The organism is Tsukamurella paurometabola DSM 20162, from assembly GCF_000092225.1.
Taxonomy (GTDB): domain Bacteria; phylum Actinomycetota; class Actinomycetes; order Mycobacteriales; family Mycobacteriaceae; genus Tsukamurella; species Tsukamurella paurometabola.
On record NC_014158.1, the window covers coordinates 618,936 to 635,589 of the forward strand.

Genomic DNA, 16,654 nt, shown 5'->3' on the forward strand with positions numbered 1-16,654 from the left:
GTCAGGCCTCGCCGGACAGCGCGAACCGGCCGTCATCGGTCTGCTCGATGAGACCGTCGAGTAGGAGTGAATCCAGCGCCCGGTCACGTTGCGCGGTGTCACGTTCCCAGGCCAGGTCGAGTGCCGCGCGCGGCACGGCACCGTCGGCCGCGCGCAGCACATCGAGCAGTCGTCCGCGCGCCTGCCGGTCCGTTCCCTCGTACTTCTGGACCTTCCGCGGGGCCACGGTGCCCTCCGGTGCCCCGGCGGCGAGCCACGCGCACCCCGCGTGCACCGGACACTCGCCGCACCGTGGCGACCGGGCGGTACATACCAGGGCTCCGAGTTCCATCAGCGCTGCGGACAGTCGCGGCCGGCGCTGCGCCGGAACCGTTTCCAGAACCTCGGTGGCCGCCGCCAGGTCGCGCCGGGCGGACGGCGCCGCTGCGTCGGAGTCGCCCGCAACGGCGCGGGCCAGGACCCGCCGCACGTTGATGTCGACCACCGGGACGTCCTGTCCGAAGGCGAAACACGCCACCGCCCGTGCGGTGTAGTCGCCGATTCCCGGCAGCGCAAGAAGCTCCTCGACGGTCTCGGGCACCACCCCGGCGTGCTCTGCCACGATCGCCTGCGCGCATGCGTGTAGCCGCATGGCGCGCCGCGGATAGCCGAGCTTGCCCCACGCCCGCACGGCGTCTGCGCCGGTCGCGGCAGCGAGATCGGCGGGTGTCGGCCAGCGACGAACCCACTCCCGCCACATCGCTTCCACTCGGACCACCGGCGTCTGCTGCAGCATCACCTCGCTCATCAGGATCTGCCACGGCGTCACGCCGTCGGCCCGCCACGGGAGGTCTCGTTCAGTTCTGTCGAACCAATGAAGGACCGATGTGAAATCCGAATCGATCTTCGGGCCCGGGTCGTGAGAGCGCTGCACACCAGGCAGTATGGACCCATGCCTACTTCGACACCTCCGGGCGCCTGGCGCGCCCTCCGCGACGGCAACCGGCGATTCGTGGACGGTAAGTCCATCCACCCGAACCAGGGGCACGCCCGCATCGCCGAGCTGGCCGCCGGCCAGTCGCCCACCGCGGTGCTGTTCGGCTGCGGCGACTCCCGCGTGGCGGCCGAGGTGATCTTCGATCAGGGGCTCGGCGATATGTTCGTCGTGCGCACCGCCGGCCACATCATCGACTCGGCCGTGCTCGGCTCCATCGAGTACGCGATCGAGGTGCTGAACGTGCCGCTCATCGCGATCCTCGGGCACGACAGCTGTGGCGCCGTCGCCGCGACCGTGAACTCGATCGACACCGGCACTGTTCCGCCGGGATTCATCCGTGACATCGTCGAGCGGCTCACCCCGTCGATCCTGGCGGGCCGCCGCGAAGGCCTCACCGAGGTCAACGAATTCACCGCACAGCACGTGCAGGAAACCGCGCAGCTGCTCCAGGAGCGCTCCCGCATCATCGCCGACCACGTGGCCGACGGCCGTGTCGCGATCGTGGGCCTGACCTACGAGCTGGCCGAGGGCAAGGTGCACCTGCGCAGCGTGGTCGGCGATATCGGCGAGGCGCCGACGACTCCCTTCCAGGCCGTCGACGCGTCCTGAGTTCTCGACACGCCGCCGCAGGTCAGCGGCCCAAGGCCGGACAAACGATACCGTTGAACCGTGCTTGAACCCAACGGACCCCTGCCGCCCGAGATCTACTGGCGCCGCCGCGTACTGGCGGCGGCCCTCGCGGCGCTGGCGGTCCTCGTAGTGGTGCTGCTGATCGTCTTCGTCGGCGGAGGCAAGGACTCATCCGAGCCCGCTGCGGCCGATTCGTCGTCGGCCACGCAGACGGACCTGCCGTCCTCGCAGCCGCCGTCGAGCGGCGAATCAGGCGCACCCGGAGGCGGATCCGCCGCGGGGCAGAGCGGTGCCCCGCAGTCCGGCGCGTCCCCATCCGGTGCCCCGCAGTCGGGCGCCCAGTCCTCCGGTGCGCCGCAGTCCGGTGGCGGCGTGCCCACGCCGGGCGCCGTGGTCGCCGGTGGGCCGTGTCCGGATACCAACATCTCCGTGGTCGTCGCTGCCGATAAGCCCTCGTACGCGGTGGGTGAGCAGCCGACCTTCGAAGCCACGGTCACCAATGCCGGGTCGGTGCCCTGCTCCCGCGATATCGGGACCGGGCAGCAGCAGTTGGCCGTGCTCACCCTGGACGGTTCGAAGCAGCTGTGGTCGAACTTCGATTGCACCTTCCAGCCCGAGATCAAGAACGAGGTGCTGCAGCCGGGCCAGCAGATCCGGTACAAGCTGCAGTGGGCCGGCACCACCTCGGCGCCCGGCTGCCAGGCGCAGCGCGTGCCCGTCGCCCCCGGCGCCTACCAGGTGGTCGCCCAGTTCGGCGCCAAGCGCAGCGCACCCGTCACCTTCAACGTGACCAAACCGGCTCCGCCGGCGCCCGTTCCCGCCCCCGGGGGTTAGTACCGTTCCACCGAGAGCTCGGACAGTCGCGAGAGCCCCTCGCGCACTTGGCGCGCCCACACCGCTCCGATGCCGGGTACGCCCTGCAGATCGGCGGCCGACGCTGCCAGGAGGGTCTGTAGCGAGCCGAAAGCGGCGACCAGCGCTTCGATCTGGTGGCGCTGTAGCCGTGGAATCGAGCCCAGCAGGCGATAGCCTCGTGGCGACACCGGCTGATCCTGCGCCTCCACGGTGTCCGAAAAGCCGAGGGCAGCAGCCACTGTCGACGCGGTGAGGAGGTCCGCATCGCTGAGCCCATCGATGCGGGCGACCACCTCGCCTACATCGGCGTCGCCGGGCAGGTAATCCCGCAGTACCGGGTCGCGCAGCGAGACCGCTTCGCCCAGAAGATCTTCGAGTTGCAACGCGATCTGCCGGCCCGATGTGCCCAACTCCAGGACCGATTGCTCGATCTCGATGGCCAGCCGCCGCACCAATTCCAATCGCTGCACCACGTGCGCCACTTCGCGCACCGCGACCACGTCCTCGATCTCCGCTCGCGAGAGCTCACCGAGCACCTCGTCCAGCCGGTGCCGATACCGCTCCAGCGTGGCGATCGCCAGGTTCGCCCGCGACAGGATCGGCGCAGCGTCCTCGACCACGTGTCGCACCCCGGCCACATAGGCGTGCACGATCGACATCGACGCGCTCACCGAGATCACGGGGAAGCCGGTCTCGATGGCGGTGCGCTCCGCGGAGCGGTGCCGGGTACCGGACTCCTGCGTGGGGATCGCCGGATCCGGTACGAGCTGCACGTTCGCCCGCACGATGCGGCTGCCATCGGTGGACAGCACCACCGCACCGTCCATCTTGGACAGCTCCCGTAGCCGGGTGGGCGCGAACTCGACGTCCAGGTGGAATCCGCCGTCGCAGATCCGCTCCACCGTGTCGTCGTAGCCCAGCACGATCAGCGCACCGGTACGCCCGCGCAGGATCCGCTCGATGCCATCGCGCAGCCCGGTGCCGGGCGCTACCCGGGTCACGGTCTCGCGGAGTGCGGCGTTGCCCGCGAAGGCGCGGTCCGCGACGTCGAGATCCATGCGGGTCAGGTTAACCCTTGCGTTGCCTTGAGAGGCGGACGGCCTCGGCGACCGTGGCGGCTTCGGCGATCCGCATATCGCCCACCCGCAGCCTCTCCTGCGCGGGCGGCACGATCGCATGGGTGAATCCCATCCGGTGGGCCTCGGCGAGGCGGCGTTCGACGCCGGTCACGCGGCGCACCTCTCCGGCCAGGCCCACTTCGCCCAGCACCACCGTATTCGGCCGCAACGCGGTATCGGCGGCACCGGATGCGATGGCCAGCGCCAGCGCGAGGTCGGCGGCCGGCTCGGTGATCTTCATGCCCCCGACGGTCGCCGCGTAGACGTCCTTCTGTGCCAGGTTCTCGATGCCGCCGTGTTTGGTCAGCACGGCCAGGATCATCGCCACCCGGGCCGAGTCCAGGCCGGACACCGCGCGCCGCGGCTGCGGCAGCGGGGTGGGCGTCACGAGGGCCTGGAGCTCGCCCAGCATGGGACGCTTACCGTCGAGACCGACGGTGACCGCGGTACCGGCCGCGGCCTGGTCGCGGTGGTGCAGGAACAACCCCGACGGGTCGGTGACCTGAGCGATGCCGGACTCGCGCTGTTCGAAGCAGCCCACTTCGTCGGACGCGCCGAAGCGGTTCTTGATGCCGCGCACCATACGCAGCGTGGAGTGCTTGTCACCCTCGAAGCTGAGTACGACGTCGACCAGATGCTCCAGCGACCGGGGCCCGGCGACGGCGCCGTCCTTGGTGACGTGGCCGACGAGGATCACCGCGATCCCGGAGGCCTTCGCCAGCGAGGTGAGGGTGGCAGTGATCGCGCGGACCTGCGTGACGCCGCCGTGCACCCCGTCGACGCCGGAGGCCGACAGGGTCTGCACCGAGTCGACCACCATGAGAGTGGGGGAGATCTGCTCGACGTGGCCGAGAACCGTTCCGAGATCGGATTCGGCTGCGAGATAGAGCTCGTCGGAGAGGGCGCCGGTGCGCTCGGCGCGCAACCGGACCTGCCCCGCAGACTCCTCACCGGTCACGTAAAGGGATTTCCCGCGACCCGTCGAGGCCCAGCGGTGCACCACGTCGAGTAGCAGCGTCGACTTCCCGACGCCGGGTTCGCCGGCCAGCAGGATCACGGAGCCGGGGACGATGCCGCCGCCCAGCACGCGATCGAGTTCGCCGATCCCCACGGGTAGGGCCCGCGTGGAGTTCGGGTCGATCCGGGTGATCGGCACTGCGGGGGTGGACGGGAGCGTCAGCCCCACGTGCGCGGTGGGGCCGGAGCCTCCTCCGACACGGGCGGGCGCACCCTCCTCCATCGTGGACCAGGCGCCGCACGACGGGCAGCGGCCGACCCACTTGGCCACGGTGTGACCGCATTCGGAGCAGGTGTACTGCACCTTGGGCTTGGCGATGGTGACCTACCTCGCGGTTGTCAGGCCGCCGGGGGCGTGGCTCAGTGGCCGCCCTTCTTCTCGCCCTCGGCGCCGCCGGTCACGGTGACTCCCGCGGCGGAGGCGGGGAGGGCGCCGGCGTCGAGCGGCACGGCGATCTTCAGTGCGCCCGACTTCTGCAGATGGAAGGTGAGCTCGTTGGTGAGGCCGGGACGCCACGAGCCGTCGACCGGGAGGGTCACCTTCAGACGGGTGAGGTCCGCGTTGTCGTCGCTGCCCTGGGGCGCGGCGCCGTACAGCGAACCGCCGGCGGGCAGCGAGGTGTCACCGCTGATGGTGGCGTTGCGACCGTTCTGGTCGGTGATCGCGACGAGGCGGTCGCCGCCGTTCTTGTTGTCCGGGTCGATGTTGCTGAGCACGAACGCGAGCTTGCCCTGGCCGGCCGTGACCGGATACAGCACGTGCACGTCGCTCAGGACCTTCTTCTGATCGACGAAGTTGTGGTTGGCGCCGTTGATGGCAGCCACCTGGTTCGCGGTCTGCGAGATCTGGCCCGCACCGCAGGCGGACACCGACAGCAGGGCGCCGGTTGCGAGCAGGGCACCCGCGGCGGCGGTGAGGGTGCGTCGGGTCGAGACGGTGCGTGCGGACACGGTTCCTCCAGTGTTCCCTCCGCGCGGCGGCACCCGCGTGCGGACGAGCTGAGTATGTCACCACGCAGCGTAGTAGAAGGCCGGTTGCGGCGCGCCGCCGGGCACCGGCGGCCGTGTCGGCCGCGCCCGTCGCGCGGCTTCCGGCACGGCCGTCCCGACCGGCGTCGTCCCCGGAAGGGATGCGTTTCGGTGCTCGGTGATCGCGCCGGAGAACAACCAGGTCTGGGTTTGTCAAGCCGCTCATGACGCCTGACCTGCGGTGTTGCCTGGAGTTGCCGAGCAGCCCGATATCGCCCCGTGTTATCCTGGTCATATCGAAAGGGGCAAGGATCAGATGATTTTCAAGGTCGGAGACACCGTTGTCTACCCCCATCACGGTGCCGCACTGATCGAAGCTATCGAGATCAAGACCATCGGCGGTCGTGAGCGCGAGTACCTCGTGCTCAAGGTCGCGCAGGGTGATCTGACGGTCAAGGTTCCCGCGGAGAACGCCGAGGTCGTCGGCGTTCGCGACGTGGTCGGCCAGGAGGGCCTGGATAAGGTTTTCCAGGTTCTGCGTGCGCCGCACACCGAGGAGCCGACGAACTGGTCGCGCCGGTACAAGGCGAATCTCGAGAAGCTCGCTTCAGGCGATGTGAACAAGGTTGCCGAGGTCGTCCGCGACCTGTGGCGTCGTGAGCAGGATCGTGGCCTCTCGGCGGGTGAGAAGCGGATGCTGACCAAGGCCCGCCAGATCCTCGTGGGCGAGCTCGCACTCGCCGAGGCCACCGACGACGGTAAGGCCGAGTCCCTTCTGGACGAGGCGCTGGCGGCGGCCTCCTGACCGTCGTCGCGCTGGTCCCCGCCGCTGGGCAGGGGACGCGCTTGGGCCTCAATCGGCCCAAGGCCTTCGTGACTCTGCAGGGCCGTTCACTGCTCGAAAGGGCGGTGGACGGCCTGTTCGCGTCCGGGGCGGTCGACGAGGTGGTCGTCATGGTGCCCGCCGACCTGGTCGATGATGCCCGCGCCCTCGTCCCGCGTGCCCGCGTCGTCGTGGGTGGGGCTGAACGCACGGACTCCGTGCGGGCCGGCCTCGCCGCCGCGGGCGACGCCGATCTGGTGCTGGTGCATGACGCCGCCCGACCGTTGACGCCGGGACCGATGATCCACCGAGTGGTCGCAGCCCTGCGGGAGGGGGCGAGCGCGGTCATTCCCGTGCTGCCCGTCGCCGACACCATCAAACGCGTGGATGCCGGCGGTGCCGTCGCCGCTACCGTCGACCGGGCCGACCTGCGGGCCGTGCAGACGCCCCAGGGATTCACCGCGCAGGCTCTGCGCGCCGCCTACGATGCGGCGCCCAACGAGTCGGCCACGGACGATGCGGGTCTGGTCGAGCGGGCCGGCGGCACCGTCGCTACCGTGACCGGCGACCCGCTCGCGATGAAGATCACCACCGCCTTCGATCTGCGGATCGCGGAAGTTCTTGCGCAGGAGCACAAATGATAATTCCCCGCGTCGGTATCGGTACCGATGTCCACCCTGTCGAGCCGGGCCGGGAATGCTGGATGCTCGGGCTGCTCTTCGACGGGGACGGCTGCTCCGGGCACTCCGACGGCGACGTGGCCGTGCACGCCCTGTGCGATGCGCTGCTCTCCGCTGGCGGCCTCGGCGACCTCGGCACCGTCTTCGGGGTGGGCCGCTCCGACAACGTCGGCATCACCGGCGCCGAGATGCTCACCCACGTGCGGACACTGCTGTCCGAGGCCGGCTTCGCCGTCGGCAACGCCGCAGTGCAACTGATCGGGAACCGGCCCAAGGTCGGGCCGCGGCGCGACGAGGCGCAACAGGTGCTGAGCGAGCTGCTCGGCGCCCCGGTCTCCGTCTCCGCCACCACGACCGACGGCCTCGGTCTCACCGGCCGCGGTGAGGGCATCGCGGCGGTGGCGACGGCGCTGATCTACGCCGCGAGCTGACCGGACCGCGTGCGGCGCAGCGCCAGCACGGTGTCGAGCGTGAGCAGGATCAGCGCGACCCAGACGATCCCGAAGCCGACCCAGCGCTCCGGCGAGACGTGCTCGTCCAGGAACAGCACCGCGCACAGTAGCTGCATGATGGGCGTCGCGAACTGGATCAGTCCGATGGTCACCAGCGGGATCCGGCGCGCGGCCGCGGCGAACAGCAGCAGCGGGACCGCGGTCGCGACACCCGCGAACGCGAGTAGCGCGGCGTGGCCGGCGCCGTGGCGCGCGAAGTCGAGGCCGCCGCCCCATATCCCGATGCCCACGAGCACGGCCGCGGCGATGGGCGCCAGGATCGCCGTCTCCAGCGTCAGGCCCTGCAGCGCGTTCAGGTGCACGCCCACCCTGTTCTTCACCAGACCGTAGAGCCCGAACGAGAACGCCAGCGCCAGCGCGGTCACCGGGAAGGTCCCCGCCACGACGGCGAGGTAGATGAAGGCCAGCACGCCGATGCCGACCGCGACCCACTGCAGTGGCCGCAGCCGCTCGCGCAGGACGACCACGCCGAGCGCCACCGTGACCAGCGGATTGAGGAAGTATCCGAGGGCCGCGTCCGATGTGTGCCCCGACGTGACCGCCACGATGTAGACGATCCAGTTGGTGGAGATGAGCAACGCGGCGATCGTCACCCCGGCGAGCAGCCGGGGCTGGCGCAGCACCGGCCGGATCCAGCCGAGGTCGCGCAGGATCACCAGTGCGGCGCCGCACAGCACCAGCGTCCACAGGATGCGGTGAGCGAGAATCTCCCACGGGCCCGTGGGCTTGAGCGCGTCGAAGTAGAGCGGGAAGAGGCCCCAGAGCAGGTACGCGGCGACGCCCATGGCGGTGCCGCGGGTCGCCTCGGAGACATCGCGATCGGTCACCGAATGATCCTACCTTTGTGGGCGCGCACCGTCGAAGCCCCTGACCTGCGAGGCGCGCGCACCGCGACCCGTAGAATCAATCGGCGTGACGCTGCGCCTGTACGACTCCCTGACCCGCGAGGTTCGTGACTTCGTGCCCCTCGTCGAGGGCAAGGCCGGCATCTACCTCTGTGGCGCCACCGTGCAGGGCGTGCCCCATATCGGGCACATCCGCAGCGGTGTCGCCTTCGACGTGCTGCGCCGCTGGCTTCTCGCCACGGGCCTGGACGTGGCGTTCGTGCGCAACGTGACCGATATCGACGACAAGATCCTGCGCAAGGCCGCCGAGGCGGGCCGCCCCTGGTGGGAATGGGCCGCGACGCATGAGCGCGAGTTCACCCGCGCCTACGACGCGCTCGGCGTGCTGCCGCCGTCCGCCGAGCCGCGGGCCACCGGCTTCATCACCCAGATGGTCACCTACATGGAGCGGATGATCGAGCGCGGGCATGCGTACGCCTCCGCCGGGGATGTGTACTTCTCCGTCCGTTCACTGCCCGACTACGGCGCGCTGAGCCGGCAGAAGGTCGACGACGTGCAGCAGGGCGAGACCCTTGCCGCGGGCAAGCGTGATCCGCTGGACTTCACGTTGTGGAAGGCGGCGAAGCCGGGTGAGCCGAGCTGGCCCTCCCCGTGGGGGGACGGCCGTCCGGGCTGGCATCTGGAGTGCTCCGCGATGGCCACGAGCTACCTCGGTGGGCAGTTCGATATCCACTGCGGTGGTATGGATCTGGTGTTCCCGCACCACGAGAACGAGATCGCGCAGGCGCATGGTGCGGGAGACCCGTTCGCGAACTACTGGCTGCACAACGGCTGGGTCACCATGTCCGGCGAGAAGATGAGCAAATCGCTCGGCAACGTGGTCTCCATCCCGAACCTGCTCACCCAGGTTCGTGCCGTCGAATTGCGCTACTACCTCGGTTCGGCGCATTACCGGTCGATGCAGGAGTATTCGGCCGGCGCGCTCGCCGAGGCCGCCACCGCGTACGGGCGCATCGAATCCTTCGTCCAGCGCACCGTCGAGCGAACGGGTGAGGTCCCGGTCGGGCAGTGGTCCGCCGGTTTCGCGGCCGCCCTCGATGACGATCTCGGCGTACCGTCGGCTCTGGCGGAAGTGCACGCCGCCGTGCGCGCCGGAAACGCGGCCCTGGAGGCCGGCGATCTCGACGAGGCACGGCGGCTGGCGGGTGCGGTGCGGGCGATGACGTCGATCCTCGGCGTCGACCCGCTGGATCCGCACTGGGTCACCGAGAACGCCGGTGACGGTGCCGCCATGGATGCGCTGGGCGTGCTGGTGCAGGCCGAGCTGGAGCGTCGCGCGGCCGCCCGGGCCGAGAAGAACTGGGCGGAGGCCGACGCTGCGCGCGACCGGCTGCACGCCGCGGGGATCGACGTGACCGACGGTGCCGACGGGTCCAGCTGGACCCTGGCCAAGAAGACTCAGTAGACCCAGGAGGCAACATGGCGGGCAATTCCCAGCGCCGCGGCGCGGTTCGCAAGTCCGGCACCAAGAAGGGGCAGGTCACCGGGTCGGGTGGCGTGCGGCGTCGCGGGCTCGAGGGCCGCGGCGCGACCCCGGCGGCGAAGGACCGTCCGTACCACCCCGCGCACAAGAAGGCCCGGGCCGCTGCCAAGGCGGCCGCGAACCCGCAACGCCGGCCGCAGAAGGTGGCCGGCCGCGCAGCCGAGGACGGTCCCGAGTACGTGCTCGGCCGCAATCCCGTGGTCGAGTGCCTACGCGCGGACGTTCCCGCGACGGCGTTGTACGTGGCGGTCGGCGCTCAGAACGACGAGCGGCTCACCGAATCGGTGCGGATGGCCGCCGACAAGGGCATCTCGATCCTCGAGGTGCAGCGGGCCGAGCTGGACCGGATGAGCGAGAACGGACTGCACCAGGGCATCGCCCTGCAGATCCCGCCGTACAGCTACGCGCACCCCGAAGATCTGCTGCGCCGCGCCGCCGACCGTGGCGAAGCCCCGATGATCGTGGCCCTCGACAACATCACCGACCCGCGCAACCTGGGCGCGGTGATCCGGTCGGCGGCCGCGTTCGGCGGGCACGGCGTGGTCATCCCGTCCCGACGGTCCGCGGCCATCACCGCCGTCACGTGGCGCACCTCCGCGGGGGCCGCGGCGCGGCTGCCCGTTGCGCAGGCGCCGAACCTGAACCGCACCCTGGCCGATTACGCCGCCGCGGGACTGCAGATCGTCGGCCTGGATGCCGGCGGCGACGTGACGCTCGACGACTACCGCGCCGACACCGGTGTGGTGGTGGTGGTCGGATCCGAGGGCAAGGGCCTCTCGCGCCTGGTCCGCGAGAATTGCGACTCCATTCTCTCCATCCCCATTGCTTCCTCGGTGGAATCGCTCAACGCATCGGTCGCGGCGGGCGTGGTCCTGGCGGACTTCGCACGACAGCGACGAAATCGAAACTGAATCGGGGCCTGAGTCCGGGGTTTTCGTGCACCGTTCTGCGTTACGCTGAACAAGTGGATTCGCTGGAGCAACGGCAGCATGCTCGTCGTCGCACGATGCTGGACGCCGGGGTGGGGCTGCTCGGCGGTCCCGACGGCGCAACCGTGAGTGTGCGCGCGGTATGCCGCTCGACGGGTATCACGGAGCGCTACTTCTACGAGGCCTTCGGTAATCGCGACGAGTTCGTGCGCGCGGTCTACGACGACGTCAGTCACCGCGCGCAGGACGCCCTGCGCGAGACGGTGCGCGGCACCGCCTCGCTGCCCGACCTCCCCGCGGCGGCGGTCGCGGCGTACGTGGAACTCGTGATCGACCAGCCGGAGTTGGGACGCGTCCTCCTGCTGGCGCCGTACCGGGAAACCGCCCTCGCCGAGTACGGGCGAGGGCACATGGCCGGATTCTTCGATGTGGTCGGAGCAGCGTTGCCGCAGAACATCGATGCGCAGTCCCGGCGGCTCGCCTCGGTGGGAATGGTGGGAGCGCTTACCGCGCTGTTCACCGAATTCCTGTCGGGACACCTCGCAGTGTCCCGCGAGGATCTGGTCAGCTACTGCGTCGACCTGCTGAACACGTACGCCGGGCCGATCACCCGCGCCTAACAGGGCCCTCAGTTGAACGGAGCGATCTCCGCTCCGGCGCCCTCCAGGACGGTCCGGAGGCGGGCGGCCACTCGCACCGCCTCGGGGTTGTCACCGTGCAGGCACACCGAATCGGCGTGCAGCTCGACTTCGGTGCCGTCGATGGCCTCGACCGTGTCGTCGAAGACCATCCGGACCACGCGGGCAGCGATCTCGTCGGGGTCGTGGAGCACCGACCCCGGGTGGGAGCGCGGCACGAGCGTGCCCTCGGGTGTGTAGGCACGATCGGCGAAGGCTTCGGCCACCGGGTGCAGGCCCTGCTCTGCGGCGATCCGCAGGAATTCGGACCCGGGCAGGCCGAGCACGGGCAACCCGGATGTGCAGGCCAGGACGCCGTCGACCACGGCGCGTGCCTGGGACGTATGCCCGACGATCGCGTTGTAGAGCGCGCCGTGCGGTTTCACGTACGTGACCTCGCCGCCCACACTGCGGGCGATCGCCTGAAGAGCGCCGATCTGATAGATCACATCGGCGGTGAGATCGGCGGGCGGCACCTCGATGAACCGGCGGCCGAAGCCGCGCACATCGGCATAGCCGACTTGGGCGCCGATCCGCACGCCCTGCTCGACAGCGCGGGCACACGTCGCGCGCAGGGTGGACGGGTCGCCGGCATGGAAGCCGCAGGCGACGTTGGCCGAGGAGACGATCCCGAGGAGGGCGTCGTCGTCACCGAGGCGCCAGGCGCCGTAGGACTCGCCGCAGTCGGCGTTGAGGTCGATGCGCTGGGTCACCCGGACCAGGTTAGTGGGCGTGCCGGTGGTCGTGGACTTCCTCGGGTGCTTCGGTGCCGCGCCGGCCGCGCTGGCCGATGATGCGGCACACCACGTAGATCAGGAACGAGATCGACGTGACGAACACCGACACCGGGAGAGCCGGTGCGAGGGAGAGCACGATGCCGCCGACGGCGGCGGTCATCGCGAAGGCGAGGGACAGCAGCGTGGCCTTGCCGGGCGAACTGGTGACCCGCGCCGCGGCGGCGGCCGGAGTGATCAGCAGGCTCATCACCAGGAGCGCGCCGACGATCTGCACGCCCTGCGCTGCGGCGGCACCGACCAGCATCGCGAACACCACCGACAACGTCTTGGCCGGGACCCCGCGCGCCGCGGCGACGTCCGGATCGGTGGAGAGGAACAGCAGCGGCCGGTAGATGAAGGCCAGGATCACCAGCACCACCACGGTGGTGATCGCCATCAGCGTCACGCCCGACATGCCGACCGCCACGATCTGCCCGGTCAGGAGCGCGAAGGCGGTGCCCTGACGGCCGGGGTACAGCGCCAGGAAGAGTACTGAAAGGCCGAGTCCGAAGGACATGATCACGCCGATCACGGAGTCGCGTTCTCGGGCGTAGACACCCAGCAGGCCGAACAGCAGGCCGGCGATGAGCGCGCCGGCCAGTGCTCCGGAACCGACGCTCCACCCCATCAGGAGGGCGAAGGAGGCGCCCGTCAGCGACAACTCGGAGGTGCCGTGCACGCTGAACGCCATCTGCCGGGACACGATGAGCGGGCCCATGATTCCGGCGAGGATCGCCAGCAGCGCCGCGGCGAGCAGTGCCTGCTGGACGAAGGGCTGCGCGAGCAGCTCGGCGGTGAGGTCGATGTCGAAGAAGTGGCGGAGCCGGTCCATCTAGCCCTCGCCTCCCACCACGACCAGCCGGTCGCGCACGTGCAGTACGTCGACGGGAGCCCGGTAGAGGCGACTCAACGTCTCCGACGTCATCACCTCGGCGGTCGCACCCACCTCGAACCGCCCGTCCACCAGGTACAGCACCCGGTCGCAGTGCGGCAGAACCGGATTGATCTCATGCGTCACGAACAGCACCGCTGTGTCGTGCTCGCGGCGGCGGCGCTCGATCAGGGCGACCGCGAGCTGCTGATGCCCGGGGTCCAGCGAGAGCAGCGGCTCGTCGCAGAGCAGTACCGCCGGGTCGGAGGCGAGCGCCTGAGCGACTCGGAGTCGTTGCTGCTCACCGCCGCTCAAGGAGCCGACGGGGGCATCGGCGAAGGGCTGGGCGTCCACCTGGGCGAGGGCGGCGTCCACGGCGGACCGTCGCTCCGCACGGCGGCGCAGGCCGATGCCCCACGAGGCACCGTCGTAGCCGAGCCCCACGAGGTCGCGGCCGCGCAGGGGCACGGCCGCGTCGAGAGCGCGCTGCTGGGGAATGTAGCCCAACCGGCCGCGCACATCGACGGTGCCGGCGGAGAGCGCGGCCTGCCCGAGCAACACACGCAGCAGGGAGGTCTTCCCGGCGCCGTTGGGACCCAGGACGGCGACGAACTCGCCGGGTGCCACGTCCAGATCGAGCCCGTCCCAGAGGGTGCGATCGCGGTAGGCCAGCGCGGCACCGCGCAGGCTGACGACGGGTTCGGTCACGGGCGCGGTTTCAGGGCATCGGCGAGCTGGGTCACGTTCTTGTCCTGCCAGGCGACGTAATCGTCGACGCCCTCGGGGAGGGACTCGGTGATCCGCACGACGGGCACGCCCGCGCTCTGCGCGCTGGTCGCGAACGCGGTGGTGACCGGGCTCTCGGTCTGGGCGTTGAGGATCACGGCGCGTACCTGCTTGCCGGTGACCAGGGCGGTGGCGGCCGCGATATCGGCCGGCGCCGGATCGGTGCCCGACTCGATGGCGGCGGTGTAGCGGGGCGGTGTGGCATCGGTGAGACCGGCCAGAGTGAGCAGGTAGCCGGCCACGGGTTCGGTGGCGGCGACCTTCGCGCCGGGGTTGGCCCGACCGATCTCGCGGGCCCGGTCGATCACGACGTCGAGTCGGCTGTTGAACGCCGCGGCCTTCGCCTCGTAATCGGTGGTGTTCGCGGAGTCCTTCGCGGAGAGGGCCTTCGCGATCGCAGTCGCCACCTTCTGGATGGTGGGCAGGTCGTAGAAGACGTGTTCGTTCTCGCCCCGGGGTTCCTGCTGCGAGACCGCGTCGACCTTGGCTCCCGTGGCGCCCTCGGCGGCCTTCTCGATGTACGCGTCGTAGTGGCCGCCGTTGTAGACGATCACCGCGGCTCGCTTGACCGCCAGGGTGTCCTGTGCGGAGGGCTCGAATTCATGCGGATCGCCGGTGGGATTGGAGAACAGCGACGTGACGGTGGCGTGATCGCCGGCGACGGCCTTGGCGACGGCGCCGTACACGTCGGTCGAGGCGACGACGGAGGGCTTACCGTCGGCCGGCTCCGACGATGCCTGCCCGCACGCCGTGAGGGTCAGGGTCGCGACGGCGGTGACTGCGACGGCCTGGGCCAGGCGATTGCGGATACGCACGAGTGCTCCTCTTGACAGCAATGGGAATCGTTGTCAATAGTAGGTCGCATCGTGCGCTCCCGGCAAACCGGGGTGCGCTCAGCTCTGCGGCGCGGCCTCGGCCCGCGCCGCCTCGGCGGCCTCCGTGGCGATCCGGTCGAATTGCGCGCCCATCGCGGCGGCGAGCGCCTGAGCTGCGGAGAGTGGCCGCACCATCACGGTGAACTCGTCGATCTTGCCGTCGTCGTTGAGGTGCAGGAAGTCGCAACCGTTCACCTCTTTGCCGTCCAGGGTGGTGGTGAACACCAGGGCGTGATCACGGCCGTCGGCGCTGGCGATCTCCCGGACGTACCGGAAGTCGTCGCCGCCCATGACGCGCAGCACGCCGCGCAGGATCGCAGCGGTGATGTGCCTGCCCTCATAGGGCTTGAACGCCACCGGGCTGGTGAAGCGCACATCGTCGGCGAGGGTGCGTTCCATCGCCTCGGGATCCTTCGCGAGCACGGCGTCGCGGAACTCCTGCATAACTCCTCCTAGTAAATTTGTTGAATAGGTTGAGTATGCGGGGCGACGCTCCGGCTGTCCAGAGGTGGATACGCAATTCGTTGAATAGGATGGGCGGATGGCGCTACGGCACGCGATCCTGGCGACCCTGCTCGTGGTCGAGGAGGCGTCCGGCTACGACCTGGCCAAGGAGTTCGACGGTGCCCGCGCCCACTTCTGGACCGCCACGCCGCAGCAGCTGTACCGGGAACTGGACCGTATGGAGGCTGACGGGGCGATTGTCGCCCGCACCGTCGAGCAGGAGAAGCGGCCGAACAAACGGGTCTTCCGGGTGACGGCGGACGGTCGTACGGAACTCGCCGCGTTCAGTGAGCGATCACCGAAACCGATGGCGATCCGGGACGACTTCCTGGTGATGGTGCAGGGGGCGCAGGCCGGAGACGTGGCCGCGATCTGCGCGAATCTGCGGTTGCGGCGCGACGCTGCGGCCGCGAAGCTGGCCCACTACGAGCGGGTGCGGGCGCGCTGGCTGGAGGGGCGCACCGAAGCCGGACTGCTCGCCGACCATCGGCTCGGTGGTCCCTATCTGACGCTGTTGCGCGGCCTCCGGTTCGAGCAGGAGAATCTGGACTGGTACGACCTCGCCCTGCCGGTGCTCGAAGCGCGCCTACCCTGAATTCATGTCCTCGCCCCTGTTCGCCGCCGCAGGGTTCGGGCTCGCGGTACTGCCGATCTGCCTCACACCCGGTGTGAGCTTCACGCTGGTCACCGACCGCGCGCTCACGTCCGGGCCGCGAGCGGCGGGCAGTGTGATCCTGGGGACGGTGCTCGGCCTGCTCACGCATGCGCTGCTCGCCGCGGCAGGCCTCTCGGCGGTGGTGATGGCCTCTGCGGAGGCGTTTCTCGTGGTGAAGCTCCTGGGCGCCGGGTACCTGGTGGGGCTGGGGCTGTGGATGATTCGCACCTCACTCCGGGGTGCCCCCGCATCCGCGCCTGCCGTGCCGTGGCACCGCGGCGGTGATGTGGTGCGGGGCTACCTGGGCAACGTGCTCAACCCGAAGGCCGCCGCGGTCTACCTGACCCTGGCGCCACAGTTCCTCGACCCGGGCGTACCGGTTGCCCCGCAACTGCTGTGGCTGTGGATGGCGCACGCGGTGGTCGCCGCGGGGTGGCTGTTGGTGTGGGGCGGTGTGGTCACGGCGATACGCCGCAGGGTGGACCTGCGGCGCTTCCGTCGCCGGATCACGGGCTTCGGCGGTGTGGTGATGGTCGGGCTGGGTGTGCGGAGCGCCGTCGCGCGCTGAGTGCGTTCGCACGACGAACATTGATTCGTTATACGAACACGCGGT

Annotated in this window: 20 protein-coding genes; 10 read left to right on the forward strand and 10 right to left on the reverse strand. The window is 70.0% G+C overall.

Annotation, left to right across the window (positions count from 1 at the left end):
* Window position 1: 1 nt before the first annotated feature.
* Complete coding sequence (locus TPAU_RS02920; RefSeq protein WP_013125275.1) at window positions 2–913, reverse strand: HhH-GPD family protein; 912 nt, start codon at window positions 911–913, stop codon at window positions 2–4.
* 18 nt (window positions 914–931) lie between these two features.
* Between TPAU_RS02920 and TPAU_RS02925 the strand changes: the two genes are divergently transcribed.
* Both TPAU_RS02925 and TPAU_RS02930 read left to right on the forward strand, forming a co-directional pair.
* Window positions 932–1,585 (forward strand): carbonic anhydrase, encoded by a 654-nt coding sequence (locus tag TPAU_RS02925; RefSeq protein WP_013125276.1) that lies wholly within the window; start codon window positions 932–934, stop codon window positions 1,583–1,585.
* A 60-nt stretch (window positions 1,586–1,645) separates the two neighbouring features.
* A complete protein-coding gene (locus TPAU_RS02930) occupies window positions 1,646–2,440 on the forward strand; it encodes a BsuPI-related putative proteinase inhibitor (protein WP_013125277.1) in 795 nt (264 codons plus the stop codon).
* On the opposite strand, the gene disA is transcribed toward TPAU_RS02930, so the two are convergent.
* Genes disA through TPAU_RS02945 form a run of 3 tightly spaced genes read right to left on the reverse strand, consistent with a single transcriptional unit; the run spans window position 2,437 to window position 5,547 of the window.
* Window positions 2,437–3,519: a DNA integrity scanning diadenylate cyclase DisA gene (gene disA, locus TPAU_RS02935; RefSeq protein WP_013125278.1), complete on the reverse strand. Its 1,083-nt coding sequence runs from the start codon at window positions 3,517–3,519 to the stop codon at window positions 2,437–2,439. The genes TPAU_RS02930 and disA overlap by 4 nt on opposite strands.
* Window positions 3,520–3,529: 10 nt before the next feature.
* The gene (gene radA, locus TPAU_RS02940) at window positions 3,530–4,915 is read right to left on the reverse strand and encodes a DNA repair protein RadA (RefSeq protein WP_013125279.1); all 1,386 of its coding nucleotides are present in this window, start codon (window positions 4,913–4,915) and stop codon (window positions 3,530–3,532) included.
* Between the two features lie 41 nt (window positions 4,916–4,956).
* On the reverse strand, window positions 4,957–5,547 hold the full coding sequence (locus tag TPAU_RS02945; RefSeq protein WP_013125280.1) for a hypothetical protein: 591 nt from the start codon (window positions 5,545–5,547) through the stop codon (window positions 4,957–4,959).
* A gap of 334 nt (window positions 5,548–5,881) precedes the next feature.
* Here TPAU_RS02945 and TPAU_RS02950 point away from each other — a divergent pair, with 334 nt between their 5' ends.
* From TPAU_RS02950 to ispF, 3 genes are read left to right on the forward strand one after another with little or no spacing between them, the layout of a single operon-like run.
* Entirely contained in the window at window positions 5,882–6,370 is a 489-nt protein-coding gene (locus tag TPAU_RS02950; RefSeq protein WP_013125281.1) for a CarD family transcriptional regulator, read from the forward strand.
* A complete protein-coding gene (gene ispD / locus TPAU_RS02955) occupies window positions 6,367–7,029 on the forward strand; it encodes a 2-C-methyl-D-erythritol 4-phosphate cytidylyltransferase (protein ID WP_013125282.1) in 663 nt (220 codons plus the stop codon). The genes TPAU_RS02950 and ispD overlap by 4 nt, the downstream gene beginning before the upstream one ends.
* Window positions 7,026–7,499, forward strand: coding sequence for a 2-C-methyl-D-erythritol 2,4-cyclodiphosphate synthase (gene ispF / locus TPAU_RS02960; protein ID WP_013125283.1), 474 nt, complete (start codon window positions 7,026–7,028; stop codon window positions 7,497–7,499). The genes ispD and ispF overlap by 4 nt, the downstream gene beginning before the upstream one ends.
* Here the strand turns inward: ispF and rarD are convergent.
* Window positions 7,484–8,407 carry an EamA family transporter RarD gene (rarD, locus tag TPAU_RS02965; RefSeq protein WP_013125284.1) on the reverse strand — a complete coding sequence of 308 codons (924 nt, stop codon included), beginning with the start codon at window positions 8,405–8,407 and terminating at the stop codon, window positions 7,484–7,486. The two genes, ispF and rarD, sit on opposite strands and share 16 nt — an antisense overlap.
* Window positions 8,408–8,492: 85 nt before the next feature.
* On the opposite strand from rarD, the gene cysS reads away from it, so the two are divergent.
* From cysS to TPAU_RS02980, 3 genes are read left to right on the forward strand one after another with little or no spacing between them, the layout of a single operon-like run.
* A complete protein-coding gene (gene cysS / locus TPAU_RS02970; RefSeq protein WP_013125285.1) occupies window positions 8,493–9,890 on the forward strand; it encodes a cysteine--tRNA ligase in 1,398 nt (465 codons plus the stop codon).
* A gap of 14 nt (window positions 9,891–9,904) precedes the next feature.
* Window positions 9,905–10,879: a 23S rRNA (guanosine(2251)-2'-O)-methyltransferase RlmB gene (gene rlmB, locus TPAU_RS02975; RefSeq protein ID WP_013125286.1), complete on the forward strand. Its 975-nt coding sequence runs from the start codon at window positions 9,905–9,907 to the stop codon at window positions 10,877–10,879.
* Window positions 10,880–10,932: 53 nt separating this feature from the next.
* A complete protein-coding gene (locus tag TPAU_RS02980; RefSeq protein WP_013125287.1) occupies window positions 10,933–11,517 on the forward strand; it encodes a TetR/AcrR family transcriptional regulator in 585 nt (194 codons plus the stop codon).
* 8 nt (window positions 11,518–11,525) lie between these two features.
* Here the strand turns inward: TPAU_RS02980 and TPAU_RS02985 are convergent, their stop codons facing one another.
* From TPAU_RS02985 to TPAU_RS03005, 5 genes are all read right to left on the reverse strand, one after another.
* Window positions 11,526–12,287, reverse strand: a complete 762-nt coding sequence (locus tag TPAU_RS02985; RefSeq protein ID WP_013125288.1) for a LamB/YcsF family protein — start codon at window positions 12,285–12,287, stop codon at window positions 11,526–11,528.
* A gap of 10 nt (window positions 12,288–12,297) precedes the next feature.
* Window positions 12,298–13,182 (reverse strand): metal ABC transporter permease, encoded by an 885-nt coding sequence (locus TPAU_RS02990; protein ID WP_013125289.1) that lies wholly within the window; start codon window positions 13,180–13,182, stop codon window positions 12,298–12,300.
* The gene (locus TPAU_RS02995; protein WP_013125290.1) at window positions 13,183–13,929 is read right to left on the reverse strand and encodes a metal ABC transporter ATP-binding protein; all 747 of its coding nucleotides are present in this window, start codon (window positions 13,927–13,929) and stop codon (window positions 13,183–13,185) included.
* Window positions 13,926–14,822, reverse strand: coding sequence for a metal ABC transporter solute-binding protein, Zn/Mn family (locus tag TPAU_RS03000; protein WP_013125291.1), 897 nt, complete (start codon window positions 14,820–14,822; stop codon window positions 13,926–13,928). Before TPAU_RS03000 ends, TPAU_RS02995 begins: the two co-directional genes overlap by 4 nt.
* Window positions 14,823–14,900: 78 nt before the next feature.
* A complete protein-coding gene (locus TPAU_RS03005) occupies window positions 14,901–15,326 on the reverse strand; it encodes a nuclear transport factor 2 family protein (protein WP_013125292.1) in 426 nt (141 codons plus the stop codon).
* A 97-nt stretch (window positions 15,327–15,423) separates the two neighbouring features.
* On the opposite strand from TPAU_RS03005, the gene TPAU_RS03010 reads away from it, so the two are divergent.
* On the forward strand, window positions 15,424–15,981 hold the full coding sequence (locus TPAU_RS03010; RefSeq protein ID WP_013125293.1) for a PadR family transcriptional regulator: 558 nt from the start codon (window positions 15,424–15,426) through the stop codon (window positions 15,979–15,981).
* Window positions 15,982–15,985: 4 nt separating this feature from the next.
* On the forward strand, window positions 15,986–16,609 hold the full coding sequence (locus tag TPAU_RS03015) for a LysE family translocator (RefSeq protein ID WP_013125294.1): 624 nt from the start codon (window positions 15,986–15,988) through the stop codon (window positions 16,607–16,609).
* Window positions 16,610–16,654 lie beyond the last annotated feature (45 nt).

What these genes read in the sequence shown, in the direction of transcription:
- TPAU_RS02925 (WP_013125276.1), top strand. Translation starts at nt 932, where the DNA reads ATGCCTACTTCGACACCTCCGGGCGCCTGGCGCGCCCTCCGCGACGGC.
- disA (WP_013125278.1), bottom strand. Translation starts at nt 3,519, where the DNA reads ATGGATCTCGACGTCGCGGACCGCGCCTTCGCGGGCAACGCCGCACTC.
- TPAU_RS02950 (WP_013125281.1), top strand. Translation starts at nt 5,882, where the DNA reads ATGATTTTCAAGGTCGGAGACACCGTTGTCTACCCCCATCACGGTGCC.
- ispF (WP_013125283.1), top strand. Translation starts at nt 7,026, where the DNA reads ATGATAATTCCCCGCGTCGGTATCGGTACCGATGTCCACCCTGTCGAG.
- rlmB (WP_013125286.1), top strand. Translation starts at nt 9,905, where the DNA reads ATGGCGGGCAATTCCCAGCGCCGCGGCGCGGTTCGCAAGTCCGGCACC.
- TPAU_RS02990 (WP_013125289.1), bottom strand. Translation starts at nt 13,182, where the DNA reads ATGGACCGGCTCCGCCACTTCTTCGACATCGACCTCACCGCCGAGCTG.
- TPAU_RS03005 (WP_013125292.1), bottom strand. Translation starts at nt 15,326, where the DNA reads ATGCAGGAGTTCCGCGACGCCGTGCTCGCGAAGGATCCCGAGGCGATG.
- TPAU_RS03010 (WP_013125293.1), top strand. Translation starts at nt 15,424, where the DNA reads ATGGCGCTACGGCACGCGATCCTGGCGACCCTGCTCGTGGTCGAGGAG.
- TPAU_RS03015 (WP_013125294.1), top strand. Translation starts at nt 15,986, where the DNA reads ATGTCCTCGCCCCTGTTCGCCGCCGCAGGGTTCGGGCTCGCGGTACTG.